A 22,192-nucleotide genomic window follows, 5' to 3' on the forward strand; every position below is an offset into this window, starting at 1 on the left:
AGTAGTCATTTCTTGGAGAATATAAATAGTAATTTAGGAAGTAATTTTAATAACCGAGCTTTTAAGGAAACGTTAAGTAAGGGCGGTTATACTATAAACATCCTAAACTTTTTTCATAAAATCTCCAGAAAGAACACTAAGTATTTTGGTGTTTTTTCTATTTTGAAAGCATACTGCAACTATGAAAAACCAGAAAGTATTAACTTTCTGGTTTTTTAGTTAAACTAAAGTCAAAGCAATATTGTATAAGATAGCCCCAAGGACACCGCCGATAATTGGACCTACAACTGGAATCCAAGCGTATGACCAATCTGAGTTACCCTTATTTTCAATAGGTAAGATAGCATGCATAAGACGAGGCCCTAGGTCACGTGCAGGGTTAATAGCATAACCAGTTGTTGGACCAAGAGAGAATCCTACTGCGAAAATAACTATACCAACGATAATTGGACCAAGACCTGCTGCAACTTTACTAGGACCAATTGCCATAATTGTAATCACAAGAATAGCAGTACCGATAATTTCACCAAGGAGATTCGATGGTGTATGGCGGATAGCAGGTCCGGTTGAGAAGCTGGCAAGGATAAGTCCACTATCTTTTGTTTCTTTCCAATGAGGATAATAATGTAACCATAAAATAGTTGCCGCAACCATTGCTCCTAACATCTGTGCAATGATAAAGGGGATAACTTGTCCCCAAGAAATTGCTCCAATAGAAGCCATTGCTAATGTGACTGCTGGATTTAGATGAGCAGGACTAAATAATCCAGAAACATAAACAGCAACGGTACAAGCAATTCCCCAACCAAAAACAATAGCAGTCCATCCAGTTCCTTCTTCTTTGGTTTTACTGAGCACATTTCCTGCAACTACGCCATCCCCAAGAAGAACCAAAATAAATGTTCCTAAAAATTCCCCAAGAAATTGAGTTATAATATCTCCTTATTTATTGATAGTTAATTCAGCTAATTGTGATTGAATACTATCCAGGTCAGCACCTGCCTGTAGAAGAGCAGCAGCGGTGTAAGCTCCCTCCACTACTGGGACAGAGTTAATGATAATATTTTTTTCTGAAAAATCAGCTACTAACTCTAAATTCATTTTTGCTGAACCTAAATCAAAGAAAGCTAATAACGTCTTTTTATCATTTTGCTCTACAATCTGTTGAACTTGATCAAAAGAAGTACCGATCTCACCATTTTCTGTTCCACCCACGTAAGTTATTGAGACGTCCTTTGCTACCTCTGAAATAAGATCAACAACTCCTTGAGCAATATTTTTAGAGTGAGAAACAACAATAATACCAATATCAGACATTAGACACCTCCAACTTCTAGTAATGCTTTAAATAATAATCCTGAAGAAAATGATCCTGGATCAATGTGTCCTACTGAGCGTTCTCCAACATAAGAAGCGCGTCCTTTTGTTGCTTTCATCTCTTTTGTAGCATCTACTAAGGAATCAATACGGTCTTCAGTCAATTCATTTTTTTCAATTGCTTCAATAACACCGTGCCAAACATCAACCATTGTTTTTTCATTAAGTTCAGCTTTACCACGTTTTTGAATCATTTCAAGTCCTGCGCCAAGTGCCTCTGAAATGGTACTTTCACTCTGTTCAGCTTTTGTAATTCCCATAAATGCAGAACCATAGAGTGGTCCAGATGCTCCGCCTACTTTGCTTAAAAGTTGCATGGACACGGTTTTGAAAACATCGGCAGCACTACTAAATTCATTGTTATCAAGGTTTTCAATAACAGCAGTCATACCACGCGCCATATTGCCACCATGGTCGCCATCACCTATTGGAGTATCTAGTTCGGATAAATAGTCCTTGTTGGATTGAATTTTTTGGTTAAAAGTGTGCATCCATTCTATTGCAGTTTTTACTTCCATAAGAGTTCCTTTCTTTTGTTCTAATTAACAGGAATGATTACCAAGCAATGGTTGTAACGTCACTATTAAGTGCTTCTAACCACTCTTGATTTTCCAGTTTAATCAAGGTTAGTGATAAACCAGCCATATCAATTGAAGTCATATAGTTACCAAGTTTTTTGTAATTCACTTCAATGCCTTTATCCTCAAGGAGTTTGGCAACATCGTTAGCAAAGACATATTGTTCCATAAGTGGGGTTGCACCCATACCGTTAATAAGGACACCATATTTTTCGCCAGATTTAGCATCGAACGATTCAATTAACTTATCAACTAATTCTGTCGCTAAAGCCTTTGAAGGTTGCATTTTTTCTTTACGATAACCTGGTTCACCATGAATACCGATACCAAATTCAATTTCATCTTCTGCAAGAACAAATCCTGGCTTGCCTACTTCAGGAACAGTAGCCCCGCTTAGTGCAAGTCCAACAGTGTGAATGTTTGGTACTAATTCATCAGCAATAGCTTTGATTTCCTGAAGTGATTTGCCATGACGAGCAGCATGTCCTAGAATTTTATGGACAAGTATCGTACCAGCTACACCACGTTTTCCTTGTGTGTAAAGACTGTCTTCGACTGCAATATCATCATCAACGACCACACTTGCAACTTCAATACCTTCCATTTCAGCCATATCTTGTGCCATTTCAAAGTTCATGATATCCCCTGAATAATTTTTGATAACCATGAAAACTCCAGCCCCCTCCTCAGCTTCTTTAATTGCTTCAAGAACTTGGTCAGGAGTTGGAGAAGTAAATACTGCACCACACACAGCTGCAGATAACATTCCTTCGCCTACGAAACCAGCATGTGAAGGCTCATGTCCACTTCCTCCGCCAGAAATGAGAGCCACTTTTCCTGACTTCTCTTTATTGCGAGCAATGATATCAAAACCTTCTACGCGATGTACTAAATCATTATGAACATATGCTAATCCATCTAGCATTTCAGTAACAACATCAGTTGGTTGATTGAGAATTTTTTTCATTTGGAAACTCCTTTTATGTTTAATTCTCTTTTATTATAAAATTTGTAAGCCTTTTCTGGAATGGACAGATTTTCTTGTTTGTCCGCTTTGTTAGGGTTTTCAATAATCATAAATCATGTTACACTAAACCATAATAAATCATCAGCAATTCAATATAAAATAAAGGAGAAATTATGACTTCTTCGCTTATTACTAAGAAAAAAATAGCCAAGTCATTTAAACGTTTATTTATTTCGCAAGCTTTTGACAAAATATCGGTGAGTGATATTATGGAAGATGCAGGTATTAGACGTCAAACATTTTATAATCACTTTGTTGATAAATATGCTTTATTAGAATGGATTTTCCAAACAGAATTAAGCGAACAAGTTACGGATAATTTAGACTATATCTCAGGTTTTCAGTTGTTATCAGAGTTGTTGACTTTTTTTAAAATGAATCAAGAATTCTATATTAAATTATTTCAAATTGAAGATCAAAATGATTTTTCTTCGTATTTTGAGTCTTACTGTGAGCAGTTAGTAGATAAGCTTCTTTCTGATTATAGTAAATCTAACTTTAATCAGAAAGAAAGAGTTACATTTATCAATTATCATAGTAAAGCCCTCTCTTATTTTATAAAATATGAGTTAATAAATAACTCAAAAGAAGAATTATTTAATAGGAAAGTCATTGAAAAAATTATCAGAACATCAATAGAAAATTATTAGGACAAAGATATGAGAAAAACAGAACATCATAAAATGGAATATGTTTTTGAAACAATAAAAGCAATCACTAAAACTAACCCTAAAGTAGAGCAAATAAAAGATTTGCCCGCTATTCATTATTTAGGGCAATCCGAACAAGTAATTCCGATTTTATCAGGAGGAGGCAGCGGACATGAGCCAGCTCACTTTGGATATGTTGGTGAGGGAATGCTATCGGCAGCGATTAGTGGTCCTATTTTTGTACCACCATGTGCTAGTGATATTCTAGAGACTATTAGATTTATCAATCGAGGCAAAGGTGTCTTTGTTATTATCAAAAATTTTGAAGCTGATTTGGAAGAATTTTCCCAAGCGATTGAACAGGCTCGTCAAGAAGGTATTCCAATAAAATACATCGTTTCTCATGATGACATCTCTGTTGAAACATCAAATTTTAAAATTCGCCATCGAGGCGTTGCTGGTACTGTGTTACTACATAAAATTATTGGACAAGCTGCTTTAGAAGGAGCAAGCTTAGATGAATTAGAACAGCTAGGGCTATCTTTGACAACTTCAATGGCTACTTTAGGTGTAGCAAGTAAGTCAGCCACTATTTTAGGTCAGCATCAACCTGTTTTTGATTTAGAAGAAGGTTACATCTCATTTGGAATCGGTATTCATGGTGAGCCAGGATACCGGACAATGCCTTTCGTGTCAATGGAACATTTGGCAAACGAACTAGTTAACAAATTGAAAATGAAATTACGTTGGCAAGATGGAGAAGCATTCATTCTATTGATAAATAATCTTGGAGGAAGTTCTAAAATGGAGGAATTACTTTTTACAAATGCTGTCATGGAATTTCTGGCTTTAGACGATTTACAATTACCTTTTATTAAAACAGGCCATCTAATTACAAGTTTAGATATGGCTGGTTTATCAGTTACCTTGTGTCGTGTAAAGGATAGTAGATGGATTGATTACTTAAAACATAAGACAGATGCTAGAGCTTGGTGATAGAATTTCCATTTTACCAATTGCTATCAAAGTGCTATAATAATAGAGTTAAAATTAAGATTGCTTGCCAATATGAGCCAGCAGGTTATTAAAAATGAAATCAAAGGAGATTTTCCAATGGGACGTAAGTGGGCCAATATTGTTGCCAAAAAGACTGCTAAAGATGGTGCTAACTCAAAAGTATACGCTAAATTCGGTGTTGAAATATATGTTGCTGCAAAACAAGGTGAACCAGACCCCGAGTCAAACTCAGCTCTAAAATTCGTTTTGGACCGTGCTAAGCAAGCACAAGTTCCAAAGCATGTTATTGATAAAGCGATTGATAAAGCTAAAGGAAACACAGATGAAACTTTCGTAGAGGGACGCTATGAAGGTTTTGGTCCAAATGGTTCAATGATTATTGTGGATACTTTGACATCAAATGTTAACCGTACGGCAGCAAATGTACGTACTGCTTACGGTAAGAACGGTGGCAATATGGGAGCCTCAGGATCTGTATCCTACTTATTTGATAAAAAAGGTGTCATCGTTTTTGCTGGTGATGATGCTGACACTGTCTTCGAACAATTACTTGAAGCGGATGTAGACGTAGATGATGTTGAAGCAGAAGAGGGAACAATAACAGTTTATACCGCCCCAACAGATCTTCATAAAGGTATCCAAGCACTTCGCGATAATGGTGTAGAAGAATTCCAAGTTACTGAACTTGAAATGATTCCTCAATCAGAAGTAGTATTGGAAGGTGATGACCTTGAAACTTTTGAAAAGCTTATTGACGCACTCGAATCAGATGATGATGTTCAAAAAGTTTATCATAATGTAGCAGATTTCTAAAAAATAAAACCGTAGTATTAATACTATGGTTTTTATTTTTGTGAGAGTTGATAGGTATTGTTAAAGAAGTGATAGGTAAAAAATATTATTCAAAAAGTTTTTTTAGGTGTAAAATGATAATTATTAGACAGTTATTGGTTGATGAGGGAGCAAAATGTTAATAAAGCCTATTATTGGTATTACAGGAAATGAGAGAGAAATGTCAGATATTCCAGGTTATTATTATGATTCGGTATCTAGGCATATTTCGGAAGGAGTTAAAAACGCAGGCGGGTTACCAGTTATCCTACCAATAAGTGAAGCAGAAAGTGCCAAAGCTTATGTTGAGATGATAGATAAGCTGATCATATCTGGTGGCCAAAATGTTTTACCATCCTATTATGGTGAAGAGAAGATAATTGAGAGTGATGATTATTCACTTGCGCGTGATATTTTTGAATTTGCATTAGTCGACGAAGCGTTGAAACAAAATAAACCAATCTTTGCGATTTGTCGTGGCATGCAGTTAGTAAATGTGGCACTTGGTGGTACACTTAATCAATCTATTGATAATCACTATCAAGAGCCTTACATTGGATTTGCTCATTATTTAAATGTGGAAAAAGGGAGTTTTCTAGAAGGCTTTATATCAGGTGATTTTAAGATCAATTCTCTTCATAGACAAAGTGTTAAACTGTTAGCTGAAGGTCTGATAGTTAGTGCTAGAGATCCTAGAGATGGGACAGTAGAAGCTTATGAAAGTCGAACAGAACAATGTATTATAGGTGTTCAATGGCATCCAGAATTAATGCTTCACCAAATTGAAAACCAAACCTTATTTGGTTATTTTGTTAATGAAACGTAGCATCCATATAATAGCAAAAACTCTCAGACGATAGAAGATAAGTGTTAGTTAAAAACTTAAAGATGTTATGATGTCGTGTACAATTAAAGAGGAGAAAAAAGATGACAATAAAAAAAGTGTTAAGTGTAACAGGAATTATTTTAGTGACAGTAGCGTCTCTAGCTGCTTGTAGCTCAAAATCTCATACTACTAAGACGGGCAAAAAAGAAGTTAATTTTGCAACTGTTGGAACAACGGCACCTTTTTCTTATGTGAAGGATGGGAAACTGACTGGCTTTGATATTGAAGTAGCCAAAGCTGTTTTTAAAGGTTCAGATAACTATAAAGTCACTTTTAAAAAAACAGAATGGTCATCGGTATTTACCGGCATTGATTCAGGAAAGTTTCAAATGGGTGGAAATAATATTTCTTATTCATCAGAGAGATCTCAAAAATATTTATTTTCATACCCAATAGGCTCTACTCCTTCAGTTTTAGCAGTTCCTAAGAATAGTAACATCAAAGCTTATAATGATATTACTGGTCATAAAACACAGGTTGTCCAAGGAACGACAACTGCCAAGCAATTAGAAAATTTCAATAAAGAGCATCAGAAAAATCCTGTTACTCTAAAATATACTAATGAAAATATTACACAGATTCTAACGAATTTGAGTGATGGAAAAGCTGATTTTAAACTTTTTGACGGACCAACTGTTAACGCTATCATAAAGAATCAAGGTCTCACGAATTTAAAAACCATCCCTTTGACTATGAGAGATCAGCCTTATATTTATTTCATCTTTGGTCAGGATCAAAAAGACTTACAAAAGTATGTGAATAATCGCCTTAAACAATTACGTAAAGATGGGACACTTTCAAAAATAGCTAAAGAATACCTTGGAGGTGATTACGTACCAAATGAGAAAGATCTCGTTACTCCTAAGGAGAAGTAGTAATAAAAAACTAAGGAGATGTCAATCCTTAGTTTTTTGTTATATAGTTTAAAACTATAACAAGAGACAGTTTATAACAATTTGATTCTAATAACTTCCTATGGGATAATATCTTTATCACAAAAATTGAGGGAATTTATTATGAAGTTAAAACATATTGTCTTAGGATTAGCCTTAACAACACTTTTAGGAGTCACATTTAGTAATCAAGAAGTTTCAGCAAGCTCAACTTCAAGTAAAGTTGTTAAAGTTGGTGTTATGACCTTTTCTGACACTGAAAAAGCACGTTGGGATAAAATTGAAAAGCTAGTAGGCGATAAAGCTAAAATCAAATTCACAGAATTTACAGATTATACACAACCAAATCAAGCGACAGCCAATAAGGATGTGGATATTAATGCCTTTCAACATTACAATTTCTTAGAAAACTGGAATAAGGAAAATAAGAAAAACTTAATTCCACTTGAAAAGACTTACTTAGCTCCAATTCGTATCTATTCTGAGAAGGTAAAATCTCTTAAAAAATTGAAAAAAGGAGCCACTATTGCAATTCCAAATGATGCAACAAATGGTAGCCGTGCATTGTATGTCCTTCAGTCAGCAGGTTTAATCAAATTGAATGTTTCTGGTAAGAAGGTTGCAACAGTTGCTAATATCACATCTAATAAAAAGGATATTAATATTCAGGAGTTAGATGCGAGTCAAACACCACGTGCACTCAAAGATGTAGATGCAGCTATTATTAATAATACATACATTGAGCAAGCTAATTTAAAACCTTCAGATGCTATCTTTGTTGAGAAATCAGATAAAAATTCAAAACAATGGATTAATATCATTGCGGGACGTAAAAATTGGAAAAAGCAAAAGAACGCTAAAGCTATCCAAGCTATCTTGAATGCTTATCACACAGATGAAGTGAAAAAAGTTATCAAAGATACTTCAGCTGATATTCCACAATGGTAACGTGAATTGACTGTATAAGTTTAACAGGGAATCCTAATAGGATACAGCTTATCAGCCATATAGCCATAAAGGGCCTGGGACGAATACAATGTGCCAGGCTCTTGGATTGTTTTTGAAGGAAGGTGGATGAAAGATGACTTTAACAAAGGAAGAAAATCAAATTCAAAAGTTTCTATCTGATACTATTGTTCAGGATGATATCAATATTTTAAGAGATTTAATTGCAATTAAGTCAATTTTTGCTCAGAAAGTTGGTTTAAATGACTTAGCAAGCTATCTTGGAGAAGTTTTCAGAAAAGCTGGCGCAGAAGTCATTATAGATGACAGCTATAGCGCTCCCTTTATCGTGGCAAATTTCAAATCATCAAAAGTAGATGCTAAGCGTATTATTTTTTACAATCATTATGATACTGTACCAGCAGATGAGTTAGAACAGTGGACTGAGGACCCTTTTACACTTTCACTTCAATATGGTAAGATGTATGGACGTGGTGTAGATGATGATAAAGGTCACATTACCGCACGTTTATCAGCAGTTAAAAAATATTTATCAAGACACAAAGGGGAACTTCCTCTAGATATCACTTTTATTGTGGAAGGAGCGGAGGAATCAGCTTCAGTAGGCCTTGATTATTATTTAGAAAAGTATCAAGAGCAGCTACAAGGAGCTGATTTGATCGTGTGGGAAGATGGCCCTAAAAATCCTAAAGGACAGTTGGAAATTGCTGGTGGAAATAAAGGCATTGTCACTTTTGATTTATCAGTAAGTTCAGCGGATGTTGATATTCATTCGTCCTTTGGTGGGGTTGTTGATTCCTCGACATGGTATTTAATTCAAGCCCTCAATACGTTAAGGGATAACAAAGGTCATATATTGGTAGAAGGTATTTATGATAAAGTTATTCCGCCTACTAAGAGAGAGTTAGAATTAGTTGAAAAATATTCTTATAGATCTGCAAAGGCGCTAGAAGATGCTTACCAATTAGTTTTGCCCAGTTTAGCAGATAGTCATAAAACTTTTTTGAGAAAGCTTTATTTTGAACCTTCTATAGCCATTGAAGGTATAACCTCAGGTTATCAAGGTGAAGGCGTCAAAACAATTTTACCTGCTTATGCTAAATGTAAAGCAGAGGTTAGGTTAGTGCCAGGGTTAACCCCGAAAGGTGTACTAGATTCAATACAAAATCATTTGAAAGAGAATGGCTTTAATGACATTGAGCTAACCTATACCCTTGGTGAAATGTCTTATCGTAGTGATATGTCAGCGCCATCTATCCTAAAAGTTGTTGGTTTAGCTGAGCAATTTTATCCAGAAGGGGTATCTCTGTTACCTACCTCACCAGGTACAGGACCAATGTATTTAGTTCATCAAGCTCTAAGAGCGCCAATTGCAGCTTTTGGCATAGGACATGCCAATAGTCGAGACCATGGCGTTGATGAAAATGTTAGTATTGCTGATTATTACACCCATATTGAATTAGTGGAGGCTTTAATAGAATCATATGAGTAAAGAACCAATTATTAAATTAGACAACATTGATGTTACTTTCCACCAAAAGAAACGTGAGATTAATGCTGTTAAAGATGTTACTATCCATATTAATCAAGGTGATATATATGGAATTGTCGGTTATTCAGGAGCCGGAAAATCTACCCTTGTTCGTGTTATTAATTTGCTACAAGAACCTTCAGCAGGTAAAATTACTATTTATGACCAAGTTATTTACGACAACAAGGTGACACTGACTAGCACACAATTACGCGAACAGCGCCGTGAAATTGGAATGATTTTTCAACATTTTAACCTAATGTCACAGTTGACAGCAGAACAGAATGTAGCTTTTGCTCTTAAACATTCAGGTTTATCAAAAGAGGCGAAAGCAGCTAAGGTTACTAAATTATTAGAACTTGTTGGATTATCCGATCGTGCTCAAAACTATCCTTCACAATTATCAGGAGGGCAAAAACAGCGTGTTGCCATTGCGCGTGCATTGGCTAACGATCCTAAAATCTTAATTTCAGATGAGTCTACCTCTGCACTTGACCCTAAAACAACAAAACAAATACTTGCCCTTCTCCAAGATCTGAATAAAAAATTGGGACTTACGATTGTTTTGATTACACATGAGATGCAAATTGTCAAAGACATTGCTAATCGCGTTGCTGTTATGCAAAATGGTAAATTGATTGAAGAAGGATCAGTTTTAGACATTTTTTCACATCCTAGAGAGAGTCTTACACAAGATTTTATAAAAATAGCTACTGGGATTGATGAGGCAATGCTTAAGATTGAGCAACAAGAAGTTGTCAAAAATCTACCATTAGGTAGCAAATTAGTTCAACTGAAATACGCTGGACATAGCACGGATGAGCCGCTTTTAAATCAAATTTATAAAGAATTTGAAGTAACTGCTAACATCCTCTATGGGAATATTGAAATTTTAGATGGTATTCCAGTTGGAGAAATGGTAGTTATCTTATCAGGTGACGAAGAAAAATTAAGACAAGCCTGCCAAGCAATTACAGATTCGCAAGTTCAATTAACGTTATTGAAAGAAGGTGGTAAAGCATGATAGAGTGGATTCAAACACATTTACCAAATGTATATCAAATGGGTTGGGAAGGTGCTTACGGCTGGGAGACAGCTATTGTACAAACCCTTTATATGACTTTTTGGTCGTTCCTTATTGGAGGTTTAATGGGATTGTTAGGAGGTTTATTCCTTGTTTTAACTAGTCCTAGAGGAGTTATTGCTAATAAATTAGTATTTGGAGTTTTAGATAAAGTTGTTTCTGTTTTTAGAGCTCTGCCCTTCATTATTCTTCTTGCTTTGATTGCGCCAGTAACTCGCGTAATTGTAGGAACAACACTTGGTTCACCAGCAGCTTTGGTACCTCTTTCTTTGGCAGTTTTCCCATTTTTTGCTCGTCAAGTTCAAGTTGTTTTAGCTGAACTTGATGGTGGAGTTATTGAAGCTGCACAAGCCTCAGGTGGAACACTTTGGGATATTATTGTAGTTTATCTTCGTGAAGGTCTACCAGATTTAATTCGAGTATCAACGGTTACTTTGATTTCTTTAGTAGGGGAAACAGCTATGGCTGGCGCTATTGGTGCAGGAGGATTGGGTTCTGTTGCTATTACTAAAGGATATAACTATTCTCGTGATGATATTACTTTAGTAGCGACTATTCTGATTTTATTATTAATTTTCTTTATCCAATTTTTAGGTGATTTTTTAACACGTCGCTTGAGTCATAAATAAAAATGTGAGAAGGCTATTCTTCTCACATTTTCATTTATTTAAAAATTATCAGGCTGGAGTAATATCGTTTTCGATGATAACTTTAAGAGTATTGTTTTCTTCAGCAGCTTTAAATACCTTATAAGCTTCTTCGATTTCAGATAGCTTGAAGTGATGTGTTACTAGTTGTGTTGCATCGATTTTGCCTGTCTCAAGAACTTCAAGGAGCATTTCAGTTGTATTAGCATTAACTAATCCAGTATTAAGGGTTATATTTTTTATCCATAAATCTTGGAGGTTAAATTCAACAGGTTTACCATGAACACCAACATTTGCGATATGTCCTCCAATAGAAACTACATTTTGACAAATATCAAATGTTGCAGGATAACCAACACATTCTAATACGACATCAACGCCACTGCCTTTGGTAATTTTATCAATTTCTTCTTTAACTTCTTGAGTAGACGTTGATAGAATGGTGTGTGTTGCACCAAATTTTTTAGAGGCTTCAAGTCGTTTTTGAGATAAATCAACCATAATAATTTTGGCAGGAGAATAGAATTGTGCAGTTAGTAAGGCAGATAGTCCAATTGGTCCAGCACCTACAATACAAACAGTATCACCTGGTTTAATGTGAGATGGTAAGACGCCGATTTCGTATGAAGTTGGTAAAATATCAGATAACATAACCAATGCATCGTCACAAACACCTTCAGGTGCATGATAAAGGCTACCGTCTGCATGTGGAATATGAACATATTCTGCTTGAGTACCTTCAATAAGATGTCCTAAAATCCACCCGCCATCTTCACAATGTGAAGGCAACTGGTGCTTACAGTAGTAGCAAGTATTACAGGCAGTGACACAAGAAATAATTACTTTATCTCCGATTTTAAAATGATTGACAGCAGAACCAACTTCTTCGACGATACCAATGCCTTCATGACCTAAAGTTGTTCCTGGTTTACAAGCAGGAACATCGCCACCAAGGATATGTAGATCAGTACCACAAATAGTTGTTTTGACAAGTCTTACAACCGCATCTGTGGGTTTTATTACTTGAGGTTTAGCCTTATCAGTAAGTGATAATTCATTAGCTGAAAGATAAGTTGCAGCTCTCATATTAGAGTTCCTCCCAAAATTATTTATTTTCAAGGCTATTATACCACCAAAAGCAAGCGGTTACAATAATTATTTTAAAATAAAAGCAGTAATTTTCGTACTGCTTTAAATTATTATGCTTTTACTTTTTTAGAATAAGACCAACTAAGACACCACAAATTGCAAAACTAATCCATCCCATAGAATATTCACCTAAAGGAACAACTTTAGTAAAGAATGTGGTCAAAGCGGATGGAATGGTAAATAAACCAGTCATTTCGCCGAGTTTTGATAAGGCATCGTATAAAGCAGCGACAGCAGTGGCGGCAATAGAAGTTTGGTAGACAATGCGGCTACTTTCAAATTTTTGATCAAAAAAGACTAAGAAAATTAAGACTATAGTTAATGGATAGAGAAGATAGAGAACTGGTAGTGACCAACGGATAATCTCTGATAAACCACCAAAATAGAACGTAATAGCAATTAAAGTAAAGATTGTAGCCCAAGTAATGTGACTAATCTTTGGAAGTAATTTGTGGAAGTATTCCGCACAAGCAGTGATTAATCCAGTAGCTGTTGTTAAGCAAGCAAGAAAAATAGCCGTACCTAAAATAGCTTGTCCCACAATTCCTAAATAGAAGTTAGCTGATTGACTAAGAACATGCCCACCGTCTATTGGAGTATTATGAAGTAAGAAGGAACCATTTGCAAATTTAAACAAGCTTTGTGAAGTTGCACCAATACGTCCTACAAAAATATAAATAAAAGCTAAAAGAAATGTAGCGATAGCACCAGATTTAAGTGTCATAGAAGTAATTTCTTTTTTAGTAATTGCTCCGTACTGTTTACTTGCTTGAATAACGATAATAGCAAAAGCAATTGATGCAAGGGCATCCATTGTACCATAACCTTGAATCAGTCCTGCTAGGAATGGTAAATCCTTGAAAGCATCGCTGACATTCGTTGAAGCGTTATGTGGTGTTCCAACGATAGCAGCTGGATGGATGAGTGAGGCAATAATTAAAATACTAATAACAGTTAGTAAAAAGGGAGTTAGATATTTACCAATACGATCTACAATCTGACTAGGTCTAATAGCTAAGAAATAAGAAATACCAAAGAAAATTAAACCATAGATAATTTTGACCAAGGAGCTGTCGCCTAAGATAGGTTGAATACCAACTGAGAATGAGGTTGCCCCTGTTCGAGGAATGGCAAAGAAAGGTCCAATAGATAGGTATAGTGCTACTGCAAAGAAAATAGCATATGTTTTAGAGACAGGTTTGGTGAAGCTTTCAACATCGGTTGCTCCTGAGTACGCAACAGCTGCAACACCAAGTAGGGGTAAAGTTACGCCTGTTAAGCAGAACCCAATGATAGCCCACGCCCAATTAGAACCAGAGTAGATACCTAAGTAGGCTGGATAAATAAGATTACCGGCTCCAAAGAACAGCGCAAAAAGCATCAAGCCGATAATGATATAAGTGTTTTTTAGTTTCATCAATGTACCTTTCTGTACAAAAAAATATTTTATTTTCGAAATTGATTGAATATTTCAAAAAGTGATTATATCAGAAAAATTTAGAATTCGTCAACCTCTAAAAAATAAAAAAGGTATTTGACGAATCTTTTTTTTTATCATATTATAGAGTTCAAGAATTTTTTAGGAGTTTAGTATGAAACGATTTTTAAAAGCTTGGAGAAAAACAAGCTTGATAAAAAAAATAGCAATTGGAGTCGTTATTGGCTTATTCTTGGGTATTTTAGTCCCTAAAGCCTCTACGATTGGTTTACTTGGTCAACTTTTTGTAGGAGGGTTGAAAGCTATTGCCCCTCTTTTAGTTTTCACTTTAGTTATTAGTGCCTTGTCGCAACACCGTGAGGGCGGTAAGACCAATATGTCAACGATAATTGGTTTGTATATCACTGCAACTTTTGCAGCTGCCCTAATCGCCGTTGTTGTGAACTATATTTTCCCTTTGACACTGATATTGAAAACGCCAGCAAAGACAGACTTATTACCTCCCAAGGGGATTTCAGAAGTCTTTCAATCTCTTTTATTGAAAATTGTTGATAATCCCATTCATGCCATTACCGAGGCCAATTATATGAGTATTCTATTTTGGGCGGTTATTTTTGGTTTGGCGATGCGAAGCAGTAATCAGCGTACAAAAGATTTAATGCAAACTTTTGCTGATGCTACTTCACAAGTTGTCAAATGGATTATCAATTTGGCCCCAATTGGTATTATGGGGTTGGTTTTCACTAGCATTTCAGAAAACGGTATTGGTATACTAGGTGATTATGGTCTTTTAATATTAGTTTTGGTGGGTACGATGTTATTTGTAGCTCTTGTTGTTAACCCAATCATTGCTTTTGTTATGATGCGTAAAAATCCTTACCCTTTGGTATTACGATGCTTGAAGGATTCAGGTATTACAGCTTTCTTTACACGTAGTTCTGCGGCGAATATTCCTGTTAATATGAGACTATGTGAGGATTTAGGATTAGATAAAGACACTTACTCAGTATCTATCCCGCTTGGTGCAACTATCAATATGGCTGGGGCAGCTATTACAATTAATATCCTGACTTTAGCAGCAGTAAATACTTTAGGAATTACTGTTGATTTTCCAACAGCTTTCTTATTAAGTGTGGTTGCTGCTGTATCAGCATGTGGAGCTTCTGGTGTAACTGGTGGTTCACTTTTATTGATTCCGGTGGCATGTAGCTTATTTGGTATTTCAAATGACGTTGCAATGCAAGTCGTAGGAGTTGGTTTCATTGTAGGGGTGATACAGGATTCGTGTGAGACAGCTTTAAATTCATCGACAGATGTTCTATTCACGGCTGTAGCTGAAAAATCAGTTTTGGGAAAAAAATAAACTAATGAAGGTCTCAGGTATTCTATCTGAGACCTTTTTTGGTATTTAATATTATTTTCAATCGTTTTTCAGTTCTTCTTGTCAATAAGGTTTCAAATCAGCTTGAAATATGATAAAATAAAACAGATTGTAAGTGACTGTTTAAGCTTGTTTTTCAGAGAGGTTTTTATGAATACAAACACAATAAAAAAGGTTGTAGCGACTGGAATTGGAGCTGCACTTTTTATCATTATAGGTATGCTAGTTAATATACCAACACCAATTCCAAATACTAATATTCAATTGCAGTATGCGGTTTTAGCATTATTTGCAGTTATTTATGGACCAGGAGTTGGTTTTTTTACTGGTTTTATCGGACACGCATTGAAAGATTCGATTCAATATGGTTCTCCGTGGTGGACTTGGGTTTTAGTTAGTGGTCTTTTAGGTTTGATGATAGGCTTTTTTGCTAAAAAATTAGCTATTCAATTATCTGGCATGACTAAGAAGGATTTGCTTCTATTTAATGTAGTTCAAGTTATTGCTAACCTTATAGGTTGGTCTGTCGTTGCACCGTATGGTGATATTTTCTTTTATAGCGAACCTGCAAGCAAAGTTTTTGCACAAGGTTTCTTATCAAGCCTTGTGAATTCCATTACTATTGGAGTAGGTGGTACGCTTTTGTTGCTAGCATACGCTAAATCACGACCACAAAAAGGTAGTTTATCCAAAGATTAGGATAAGAGAGTAATCTATGAAAGATTTTATTGAATGGAAGGATTTTACCTTTCAATATGACGTTCAATCTGAACCAACTTTAAAAGGGATTAACTTAAGCATTCCTAAAGGTGAAAAGGTCTTGATATTAGGACCTTCAGGGTCGGGGAAGTCAACGCTTGGTCATTGTTTAAATGGTATTATCCCAAATACTCATAAAGGCCAATATAGTGGTATTTTTACGATTAACCATAAAAATGCTTTTGACTTGTCAATATATGACAAGTCTCATTTAGTTTCTACGGTTTTACAAGACCCAGATGGCCAATTTATAGGATTGACAGTAGCAGAAGATATTGCTTTTGCATTAGAAAATGATGTTGTAGCACAGGAAGAAATGACCTCTATCGTTGAAATGTGGGCAAAACGTTTAGAAATAGCTCCTCTTTTGTCTAAACGTCCACAAGACTTGTCGGGAGGACAAAAACAACGGGTTAGTTTAGCTGGAGTTTTAGTAGACGACAGCCCAATTCTATTATTTGATGAGCCTTTGGCTAATCTAGATCCACAATCGGGACAAGATATCATGGCATTGGTTGACCGTATTCATCAAGAGCAAGATGCGACCACTATTATTATTGAACATCGATTGGAAGATGTTCTTTATGAGCGAGTAGATCGTGTAGTTCTTTTTAGTGATGGACAAATTATTTATAATGGGGAGCCGGATCAACTTTTAAAAACTAATTTTTTATCTGAATATGGTATTCGAGAACCACTGTATATTTCTGCCCTCAAAAATTTAGGATATGACTTTGAAAAACAAAATACAATGACGTCTATTGATGACTTTGATTTCAGTGAACTATTGATACCTAAAATGCGAGCATTAGATTTAGATAAACATACAGATAAATTATTATCAGTACAGCATTTGTCGGTGTCATATGATTTAGAGAATAATACTTTAGATGATGTTTCGTTTGATTTATATAAAGGTCAGCGGTTAGCTATCGTTGGGAAAAATGGTGCAGGTAAATCTACTTTAGCTAAAGCGTTATGTCAGTTTATCCCTAATAATGCTACTCTAATTTATAATAATGAAGATGTCAGTCAAGACTCTATAAAAGAAAGAGCAGAACGAATTGGCTATGTTTTGCAAAATCCCAATCAGATGATAAGTCAAGCGATGGTTTTTGATGAAGTTGCTTTGGGTCTCCGTTTAAGAGGTTTTAGTGATAATGATATAGAAAGTCGAGTCTACGATATATTAAAGGTTTGTGGGCTCTACCAATTTAGGAATTGGCCTATATCGGCTCTATCATTCGGTCAGAAAAAACGTGTTACGATTGCTTCGATACTGATTTTAAATCCAGAAGTTATTATTTTGGATGAACCAACAGCTGGTCAAGATATGAAGCATTATACTGAAATGATGTCTTTCCTTGACAAACTAAGTTGTGATGGACATACCATTGTTATGATTACACATGATATGCAGCTTATGTTAGAGTATACAGATCGTGCAATTGTAATCGACAATGGTCTGATTGTTGCAGATGATCATCCTATTAACATCCTTTCAAATACAGAGCTTTTGAAAAAGACTCATTTAAAGAAAACGAGTTTATTTGCTTTAGCAGACAGATTAGGGATATCTCCACAGAAACTAACACAATGGTACATTGATAATCAAGGAGGTAAGAATGGCTAAACAATTAATTGGTTATCAAGAGGGTTATGGCTTTCTATACAGACTATCAGGTGCCAGTAAGTTACTATTTTTTATTTTAGTTTCTGTTGCTTGCATGACCACTTATGATACAAGATTTTTAATTGTTGTTTCATTGGGATCGCTAGTCTTATTTAGATTAGCAAAAATCAAATGGCAACAGGTGTCCTTTGTTATGACTTTAGTTGTTGTATTCGCTGTTCTAAATATTATAATGGTCTATCTTTTTGCTCCCCATTATGGTGATAAGATTTATGGTAGTTCTTCTTTATTGTTAAAAGGAATTGGCCCATATGATGTGACTAGCCAAGAGTTGTTTTACCTCTTTAATCTGATTTTAAAATACTTTTGTACAGTGCCTTTAGCTCTTTTGTTTTTGATGACAACTAATCCTAGTCAGTTCGCATCAAGTTTAAATCAATTAGGTTTATCATATAAAGTAGCTTATGCTGTTAGTTTGACCCTTAGATATATACCTGATGTTCAAGAAGAATTTTATACAATACGTCGAGCACAAGAGGCAAGAGGAATAGAATTATCAAAAAAATCGAACTTAGTAGCACGCATTAAGGGGAATTTGCAGATTGTCACACCATTAATTTTTAGCTCTCTAGAACGTATTGATACAGTAGCAACTGCTATGGAACTTCGACGATTTGGTAAAAATAAAAGACGTACTTGGTACTCTAAGCAATCTTTGGAAAAAAGTGACATTGTCTTAATCATACTTGCTCTAGCTAGTCTGTTTGTAAGCCTTTATTTAATTCACCTTAATCATGGACGTTTCTATAACCCATGGCAATAAAAAACTGACCTTAATAGTCAGTTTTTTATTTTCTTTAGTTAAAGTATCCTAAATAGTCATAGCGTTGGAAGGCATCTGAGTTAGCGATAGCCACTAGAATAATACCTTCTTCAAGTGGACTATTGATTGGAACTTCGGTATCGACAGGTTTGTTTTTTGCTTTTCTGATACCTATGAGGTTAAGATCAAACTTGTGACGGATATTTAATTGTTCGACAGTTTTCCCTACCCATGATTTGGGAATTTTAAATTCAATGACAGAAATATCAGATTCAATCTGGAAGACATCTGTAATTTTATTTCTCATGAGGTTTGCAGCAACATTTTGCCCAGATTCTCGCTCCGGAGAGATAACCAAATCAGCACCAATTTCATAGAGTACTTCTTCGTATACAAGGTTTCGAGCTTTAGCAATAACTTGTGGGACGCCTAGCTTTTTACAGTGCATTACGGCCAATACTGAGCTCTCTAAACTGTTTCCTGTAGCAATAATAACAGTATCACAGTCACTGATCCCGATGTGTTTTAGGAAAGCTAAATCAGTAATGTCTCCGATAGCTGCTTTTGTAACAACTTCAGCGACAGCTTGTACATTTTCAGGATTGCTGTCGATAGCAATAACATCTTGTTCAAAGTTACTTAGTTCTTGTGCGAGTGTTTGTCCAAATATTCCTAGACCAAGTACACCAATAATTTTTGTTTTCATAAAAGACCTTTTCTAACCTAGAATAATTTCTGTTTCAGCATAGCGAATTTCCTTCTCTTTTTTCTGAAGAATTGATAGCAGTACGGTAATTGGACCGACTCGACCAATAAACATGAGGAACATAATTACAATTCGACCGTCCAGAGTTAATTGATTGGTAGTGTTCATTGTTACACCCACGGTTGCTAAGGCACTAGATGCCTCAAAGAAAAGAGAAAAAGGATCTATATGGGGATTGAGTTCCAGAAGAAGGAGATAGCCGCTAATAAGTATGATAAAAAAGAAAGTTAAAATCGATAGTGTTTGTTTAATAATACTGGAAGGAATTGTTCGATAATGAAAAGTCACTTGGCTTTGGCCACTCAATTCAGCTTTAAATAATAAGAGTAAAATGGCGATAACAGTGACTTTAAATCCCCCTGCCGTTCCACCAGGAGCTCCTCCAATTAACATTTGGATAATATAAACAAGATTGGTTGCGAAATCAGTTTGGGTATAATCAATAGTTGAAAATCCAGCGGTACGCATCGTAACTGTTTGGAAAAAGCTGACCATTAGTTGTTTAGGTAGAGATAAATTAGCAATTGTTCTAAAATTTCCAAACTCTAATAACCAAGAAAGCAAAGTTCCTGTTAGTAAAATAATGGTTGTTGTTTTTAAAACCAGTTTAGAATGGTTGCTGAGGCGTTTTGGAAATGTCTTGATTAATTTTGGTCCCTTGTGAGATGTTTGTATAGTAGCTTCAATTAAATCTTTCCATACGGCAAATCCAAGTCCTCCTGAAATAATTAAGAAACAAACGATAATGTTAACCAAAGGATTTAGTTTAAATTGAGCTAAGCTCGTTGCCCCTAGATTATCAAAACCGGCATTACAAAAGGCTGAGACAGCTAAGAATATACTATTAAAGATACCATGACCCAAACCAAATCGAGGAATAAAATCTATGGCTAAAATGCTGGCTGCTAAAACTTCTAAAGTTAAAGTTACTTTAAAAATCATATAGAGATATTTTTTTAAATCTGTCGAACTGTTATAAGTTATCGCCGACTGCAAAAGGGTTTGATCATTTAACGACATTTTACGTCTTAGGGTATAGTAAGACAATGACATTAGTGTTACTAAACCAAGTCCCCCTGTTTGCATGAGTAAAATAGCTACAATCTGCCCCCAACCGTTATAAACCTTACTGATAGGAAAAACAGATAAACCAGTTACACATACCATTGAAACAGTCGTGAAAAGGTGATCGATGTAATGTGTTTTAGGGGCGTTAGCATATTGAAAAATTGGAAGTGAAAGTAAAATACTTCCCAATAGGATAACAGCGATAAAACTAATGCTGAGTTTACGTGCGACAGACATTGTCTTGTAATCAAAGAAATGTTTCATACTAGCTCCCAACTTTACAAAGGCTTCTTGTTTGGAGTACCAGCTTTACGAGGGTATTTATTAGGCGTTTCTTTTTTCTTGCTAACGATTGTGATATTTCGGTCATCACCATTAGGTAACTTATAATTTTTATTTACAGTTACTTGTGAAAATAGTGTTTTCAAAGCTTTTTCAGCAGAAATTAATTCCTCTTCAGCAGCTGCAGCTTTCAGTGCAATCAAGCGCCCATTAATTTTAAGAAAAGGTATTGTCAATTCTGCTAGAACCTGCATTCTAGCTACTGCACGAGCTGTTACGATATCAAATTTAGCTCGAAATACTTTATCTTGACCAAAGTCCTCAGCGCGCCCATGGAAGAAGTGAACTCCTGAAAGTTCAAGTTCATTAGCTAATATGTTTAGAAAATTAATGCGTTTATTCAGTGAATCAATAATAGTAATATCAATTTCAGGATAAAGGATTTTCATAGGAATACTAGGAAAACCTGCACCAGCACCAATATCTAAAATGCTAAGAGGACTATTGTCAATATAACCTTGTAAAATCGGCGCAATAGAATCATAGAAGTGCTTTAAGTAAACCCCTTCTTTATCTGTAATAGCTGTTAGGTTAATTTTCTCATTCCATTCAACAAGAAGTCTAAAATAAGTTTCAAATTGTTTTTTCTGTTTGTCAGTAAGTGTAATACCATGCTCTATCAGAACTTGATAAAATGCTTGGGGTGTCATAGTAAACCTCAATTTCTATATCGTATAATGACTCTATTTTATCACAAATACTAATAATGGGAATAACAGGACTTTCCTAATCTAAAGAAAATTGCTATAATGGAAAAAATGTAAAGGAGCTACTACTATGGGAACTATGATTTTAATAGCAATTATTGCTTTGTTTGTTATTTGGTTGATTGTTGCTTATAACAGTTTAGTTAGAAGTCGCATGCATACTAAAGAATCATGGAGTCAAATAGACGTTCAATTGAAACGTCGTAACGATTTAATTCCAAACCTAATCGAAACTGTTAAAGGCTATGCTGCGTACGAAGGGAAAACACTTGAGAAGATTGCAGAACTGCGTGCTCAAGTTGCTAAAGCTAACACACCTGCTGAAGCAATGACAGCAAGTAATGAGTTAACAAGACAGCTTTCAAGTATTTTAGCGGTTGCTGAAAATTACCCAGATTTAAAAGCCAACAATAGCTTTGTTAAACTTCAAGAAGAACTAACTAATACGGAAAATAAAATTTCTTATTCACGTCAGTTATATAACACAACAACATCCAATTATAATGTGAAATTAGAAACTTTCCCAAGTAATATTGTTGGAAAACTATTTGGGTTCAAACCAAGCCAATTCTTAGAAACTCCTGAAGAAGAAAAAGAAGTGCCAAAAGTTTCCTTTGACTTTTAATTGAGAAGGGAGAG

Annotated in this window: 23 protein-coding genes; 14 read left to right on the top strand and 9 right to left on the bottom strand. The window is 35.3% G+C overall.

The window, feature by feature from the left end:
• Positions 1–219: 219 nt before the first annotated feature.
• Genes HMPREF9171_RS110275 through dhaK form a run of 4 tightly spaced genes read right to left on the bottom strand, consistent with a single transcriptional unit; the run spans position 220 to position 2,922 of the window.
• On the bottom strand, positions 220–933 hold the full coding sequence (locus HMPREF9171_RS110275) for an MIP/aquaporin family protein (RefSeq protein WP_000191476.1): 714 nt from the start codon (positions 931–933) through the stop codon (positions 220–222).
• Between the two features lie 9 nt (positions 934–942).
• The gene (gene dhaM / locus HMPREF9171_RS110270) at positions 943–1,317 is read right to left on the bottom strand and encodes a dihydroxyacetone kinase phosphoryl donor subunit DhaM (RefSeq protein ID WP_001279901.1); all 375 of its coding nucleotides are present in this window, start codon (positions 1,315–1,317) and stop codon (positions 943–945) included.
• On the bottom strand, positions 1,317–1,895 hold the full coding sequence (gene dhaL / locus HMPREF9171_RS110265) for a dihydroxyacetone kinase subunit DhaL (RefSeq protein ID WP_000453279.1): 579 nt from the start codon (positions 1,893–1,895) through the stop codon (positions 1,317–1,319). The genes dhaM and dhaL overlap by 1 nt, the downstream gene beginning before the upstream one ends.
• A 37-nt stretch (positions 1,896–1,932) precedes the next feature.
• Positions 1,933–2,922, bottom strand: a complete 990-nt coding sequence (gene dhaK / locus HMPREF9171_RS110260) for a dihydroxyacetone kinase subunit DhaK (protein ID WP_000722656.1) — start codon at positions 2,920–2,922, stop codon at positions 1,933–1,935.
• 173 nt (positions 2,923–3,095) lie between these two features.
• Between dhaK and dhaS the strand changes: the two genes are divergently transcribed.
• The 9 genes from dhaS (at position 3,096) to HMPREF9171_RS110215 (ending at position 11,469) form a co-directional block, all read left to right on the top strand.
• Positions 3,096–3,632 carry a dihydroxyacetone kinase transcriptional activator DhaS gene (gene dhaS / locus HMPREF9171_RS110255; RefSeq protein WP_000204281.1) on the top strand — a complete coding sequence of 179 codons (537 nt, stop codon included), beginning with the start codon at positions 3,096–3,098 and terminating at the stop codon, positions 3,630–3,632.
• 9 nt (positions 3,633–3,641) lie between these two features.
• Positions 3,642–4,628, top strand: a complete 987-nt coding sequence (gene dhaQ / locus HMPREF9171_RS110250) for a DhaKLM operon coactivator DhaQ (RefSeq protein ID WP_001232461.1) — start codon at positions 3,642–3,644, stop codon at positions 4,626–4,628.
• 117 nt (positions 4,629–4,745) lie between these two features.
• Positions 4,746–5,462: a YebC/PmpR family DNA-binding transcriptional regulator gene (locus HMPREF9171_RS110245; RefSeq protein ID WP_000532903.1), complete on the top strand. Its 717-nt coding sequence runs from the start codon at positions 4,746–4,748 to the stop codon at positions 5,460–5,462.
• A gap of 154 nt (positions 5,463–5,616) precedes the next feature.
• Positions 5,617–6,306 carry a gamma-glutamyl-gamma-aminobutyrate hydrolase family protein gene (locus tag HMPREF9171_RS110240; RefSeq protein ID WP_000905846.1) on the top strand — a complete coding sequence of 230 codons (690 nt, stop codon included), beginning with the start codon at positions 5,617–5,619 and terminating at the stop codon, positions 6,304–6,306.
• Between the two features lie 101 nt (positions 6,307–6,407).
• Positions 6,408–7,241 carry an amino acid ABC transporter substrate-binding protein gene (locus HMPREF9171_RS110235; protein ID WP_000152904.1) on the top strand — a complete coding sequence of 278 codons (834 nt, stop codon included), beginning with the start codon at positions 6,408–6,410 and terminating at the stop codon, positions 7,239–7,241.
• A gap of 141 nt (positions 7,242–7,382) precedes the next feature.
• The gene (locus HMPREF9171_RS110230) at positions 7,383–8,207 is read left to right on the top strand and encodes a MetQ/NlpA family ABC transporter substrate-binding protein (RefSeq protein WP_000768251.1); all 825 of its coding nucleotides are present in this window, start codon (positions 7,383–7,385) and stop codon (positions 8,205–8,207) included.
• Positions 8,208–8,340: 133 nt separating this feature from the next.
• Positions 8,341–9,717 (top strand): M20/M25/M40 family metallo-hydrolase, encoded by a 1,377-nt coding sequence (locus tag HMPREF9171_RS110225; protein ID WP_000176418.1) that lies wholly within the window; start codon positions 8,341–8,343, stop codon positions 9,715–9,717.
• A complete protein-coding gene (locus HMPREF9171_RS110220) occupies positions 9,710–10,780 on the top strand; it encodes a methionine ABC transporter ATP-binding protein (RefSeq protein ID WP_000032385.1) in 1,071 nt (356 codons plus the stop codon). Before HMPREF9171_RS110225 ends, HMPREF9171_RS110220 begins: the two co-directional genes overlap by 8 nt.
• Positions 10,777–11,469, top strand: coding sequence for a methionine ABC transporter permease (locus HMPREF9171_RS110215; RefSeq protein ID WP_000574036.1), 693 nt, complete (start codon positions 10,777–10,779; stop codon positions 11,467–11,469). The genes HMPREF9171_RS110220 and HMPREF9171_RS110215 overlap by 4 nt, the downstream gene beginning before the upstream one ends.
• A gap of 48 nt (positions 11,470–11,517) precedes the next feature.
• Here HMPREF9171_RS110215 and HMPREF9171_RS110210 read toward each other — a convergent pair whose 3' ends face one another.
• Together HMPREF9171_RS110210 and brnQ are read right to left on the bottom strand one after the other, a co-directional pair.
• Positions 11,518–12,573 carry a zinc-dependent alcohol dehydrogenase family protein gene (locus HMPREF9171_RS110210; RefSeq protein ID WP_001200715.1) on the bottom strand — a complete coding sequence of 352 codons (1,056 nt, stop codon included), beginning with the start codon at positions 12,571–12,573 and terminating at the stop codon, positions 11,518–11,520.
• 121 nt (positions 12,574–12,694) lie between these two features.
• Positions 12,695–14,053, bottom strand: a complete 1,359-nt coding sequence (gene brnQ / locus HMPREF9171_RS110205) for a branched-chain amino acid transport system II carrier protein (RefSeq protein WP_000769347.1) — start codon at positions 14,051–14,053, stop codon at positions 12,695–12,697.
• Between the two features lie 175 nt (positions 14,054–14,228).
• Here brnQ and sstT point away from each other — a divergent pair, with 175 nt between their 5' ends.
• The 4 genes from sstT (at position 14,229) to HMPREF9171_RS110185 (ending at position 18,670) form a co-directional block, all read left to right on the top strand.
• A complete protein-coding gene (gene sstT, locus HMPREF9171_RS110200; protein WP_000819592.1) occupies positions 14,229–15,437 on the top strand; it encodes a serine/threonine transporter SstT in 1,209 nt (402 codons plus the stop codon).
• Between the two features lie 168 nt (positions 15,438–15,605).
• Positions 15,606–16,154 carry an ECF-type riboflavin transporter substrate-binding protein gene (locus HMPREF9171_RS110195; protein WP_001095696.1) on the top strand — a complete coding sequence of 183 codons (549 nt, stop codon included), beginning with the start codon at positions 15,606–15,608 and terminating at the stop codon, positions 16,152–16,154.
• Positions 16,155–16,170: 16 nt separating this feature from the next.
• Complete coding sequence (locus tag HMPREF9171_RS110190) at positions 16,171–17,847, top strand: ABC transporter ATP-binding protein (protein ID WP_000651257.1); 1,677 nt, start codon at positions 16,171–16,173, stop codon at positions 17,845–17,847.
• Complete coding sequence (locus HMPREF9171_RS110185; RefSeq protein WP_001118815.1) at positions 17,840–18,670, top strand: energy-coupling factor transporter transmembrane component T family protein; 831 nt, start codon at positions 17,840–17,842, stop codon at positions 18,668–18,670. Before HMPREF9171_RS110190 ends, HMPREF9171_RS110185 begins: the two co-directional genes overlap by 8 nt.
• A gap of 34 nt (positions 18,671–18,704) precedes the next feature.
• On the opposite strand, the gene HMPREF9171_RS110180 is transcribed toward HMPREF9171_RS110185, so the two are convergent.
• The 3 genes from HMPREF9171_RS110180 to rsmG are packed head-to-tail and all read right to left on the bottom strand — an operon-like array spanning position 18,705 to position 21,496.
• Complete coding sequence (locus HMPREF9171_RS110180) at positions 18,705–19,376, bottom strand: potassium channel family protein (RefSeq protein ID WP_000850144.1); 672 nt, start codon at positions 19,374–19,376, stop codon at positions 18,705–18,707.
• 12 nt (positions 19,377–19,388) lie between these two features.
• Positions 19,389–20,768 carry a TrkH family potassium uptake protein gene (locus HMPREF9171_RS110175; RefSeq protein ID WP_000680110.1) on the bottom strand — a complete coding sequence of 460 codons (1,380 nt, stop codon included), beginning with the start codon at positions 20,766–20,768 and terminating at the stop codon, positions 19,389–19,391.
• A gap of 14 nt (positions 20,769–20,782) precedes the next feature.
• Complete coding sequence (gene rsmG / locus HMPREF9171_RS110170; protein ID WP_000188798.1) at positions 20,783–21,496, bottom strand: 16S rRNA (guanine(527)-N(7))-methyltransferase RsmG; 714 nt, start codon at positions 21,494–21,496, stop codon at positions 20,783–20,785.
• Between the two features lie 127 nt (positions 21,497–21,623).
• Between rsmG and HMPREF9171_RS110165 the strand changes: the two genes are divergently transcribed.
• On the top strand, positions 21,624–22,178 hold the full coding sequence (locus HMPREF9171_RS110165) for a LemA family protein (RefSeq protein ID WP_000537055.1): 555 nt from the start codon (positions 21,624–21,626) through the stop codon (positions 22,176–22,178).
• Positions 22,179–22,192: the final 14 nt, after the last annotated feature.

The organism is Streptococcus agalactiae ATCC 13813, from assembly GCF_000186445.1.
Taxonomy (GTDB): domain Bacteria; phylum Bacillota; class Bacilli; order Lactobacillales; family Streptococcaceae; genus Streptococcus; species Streptococcus agalactiae.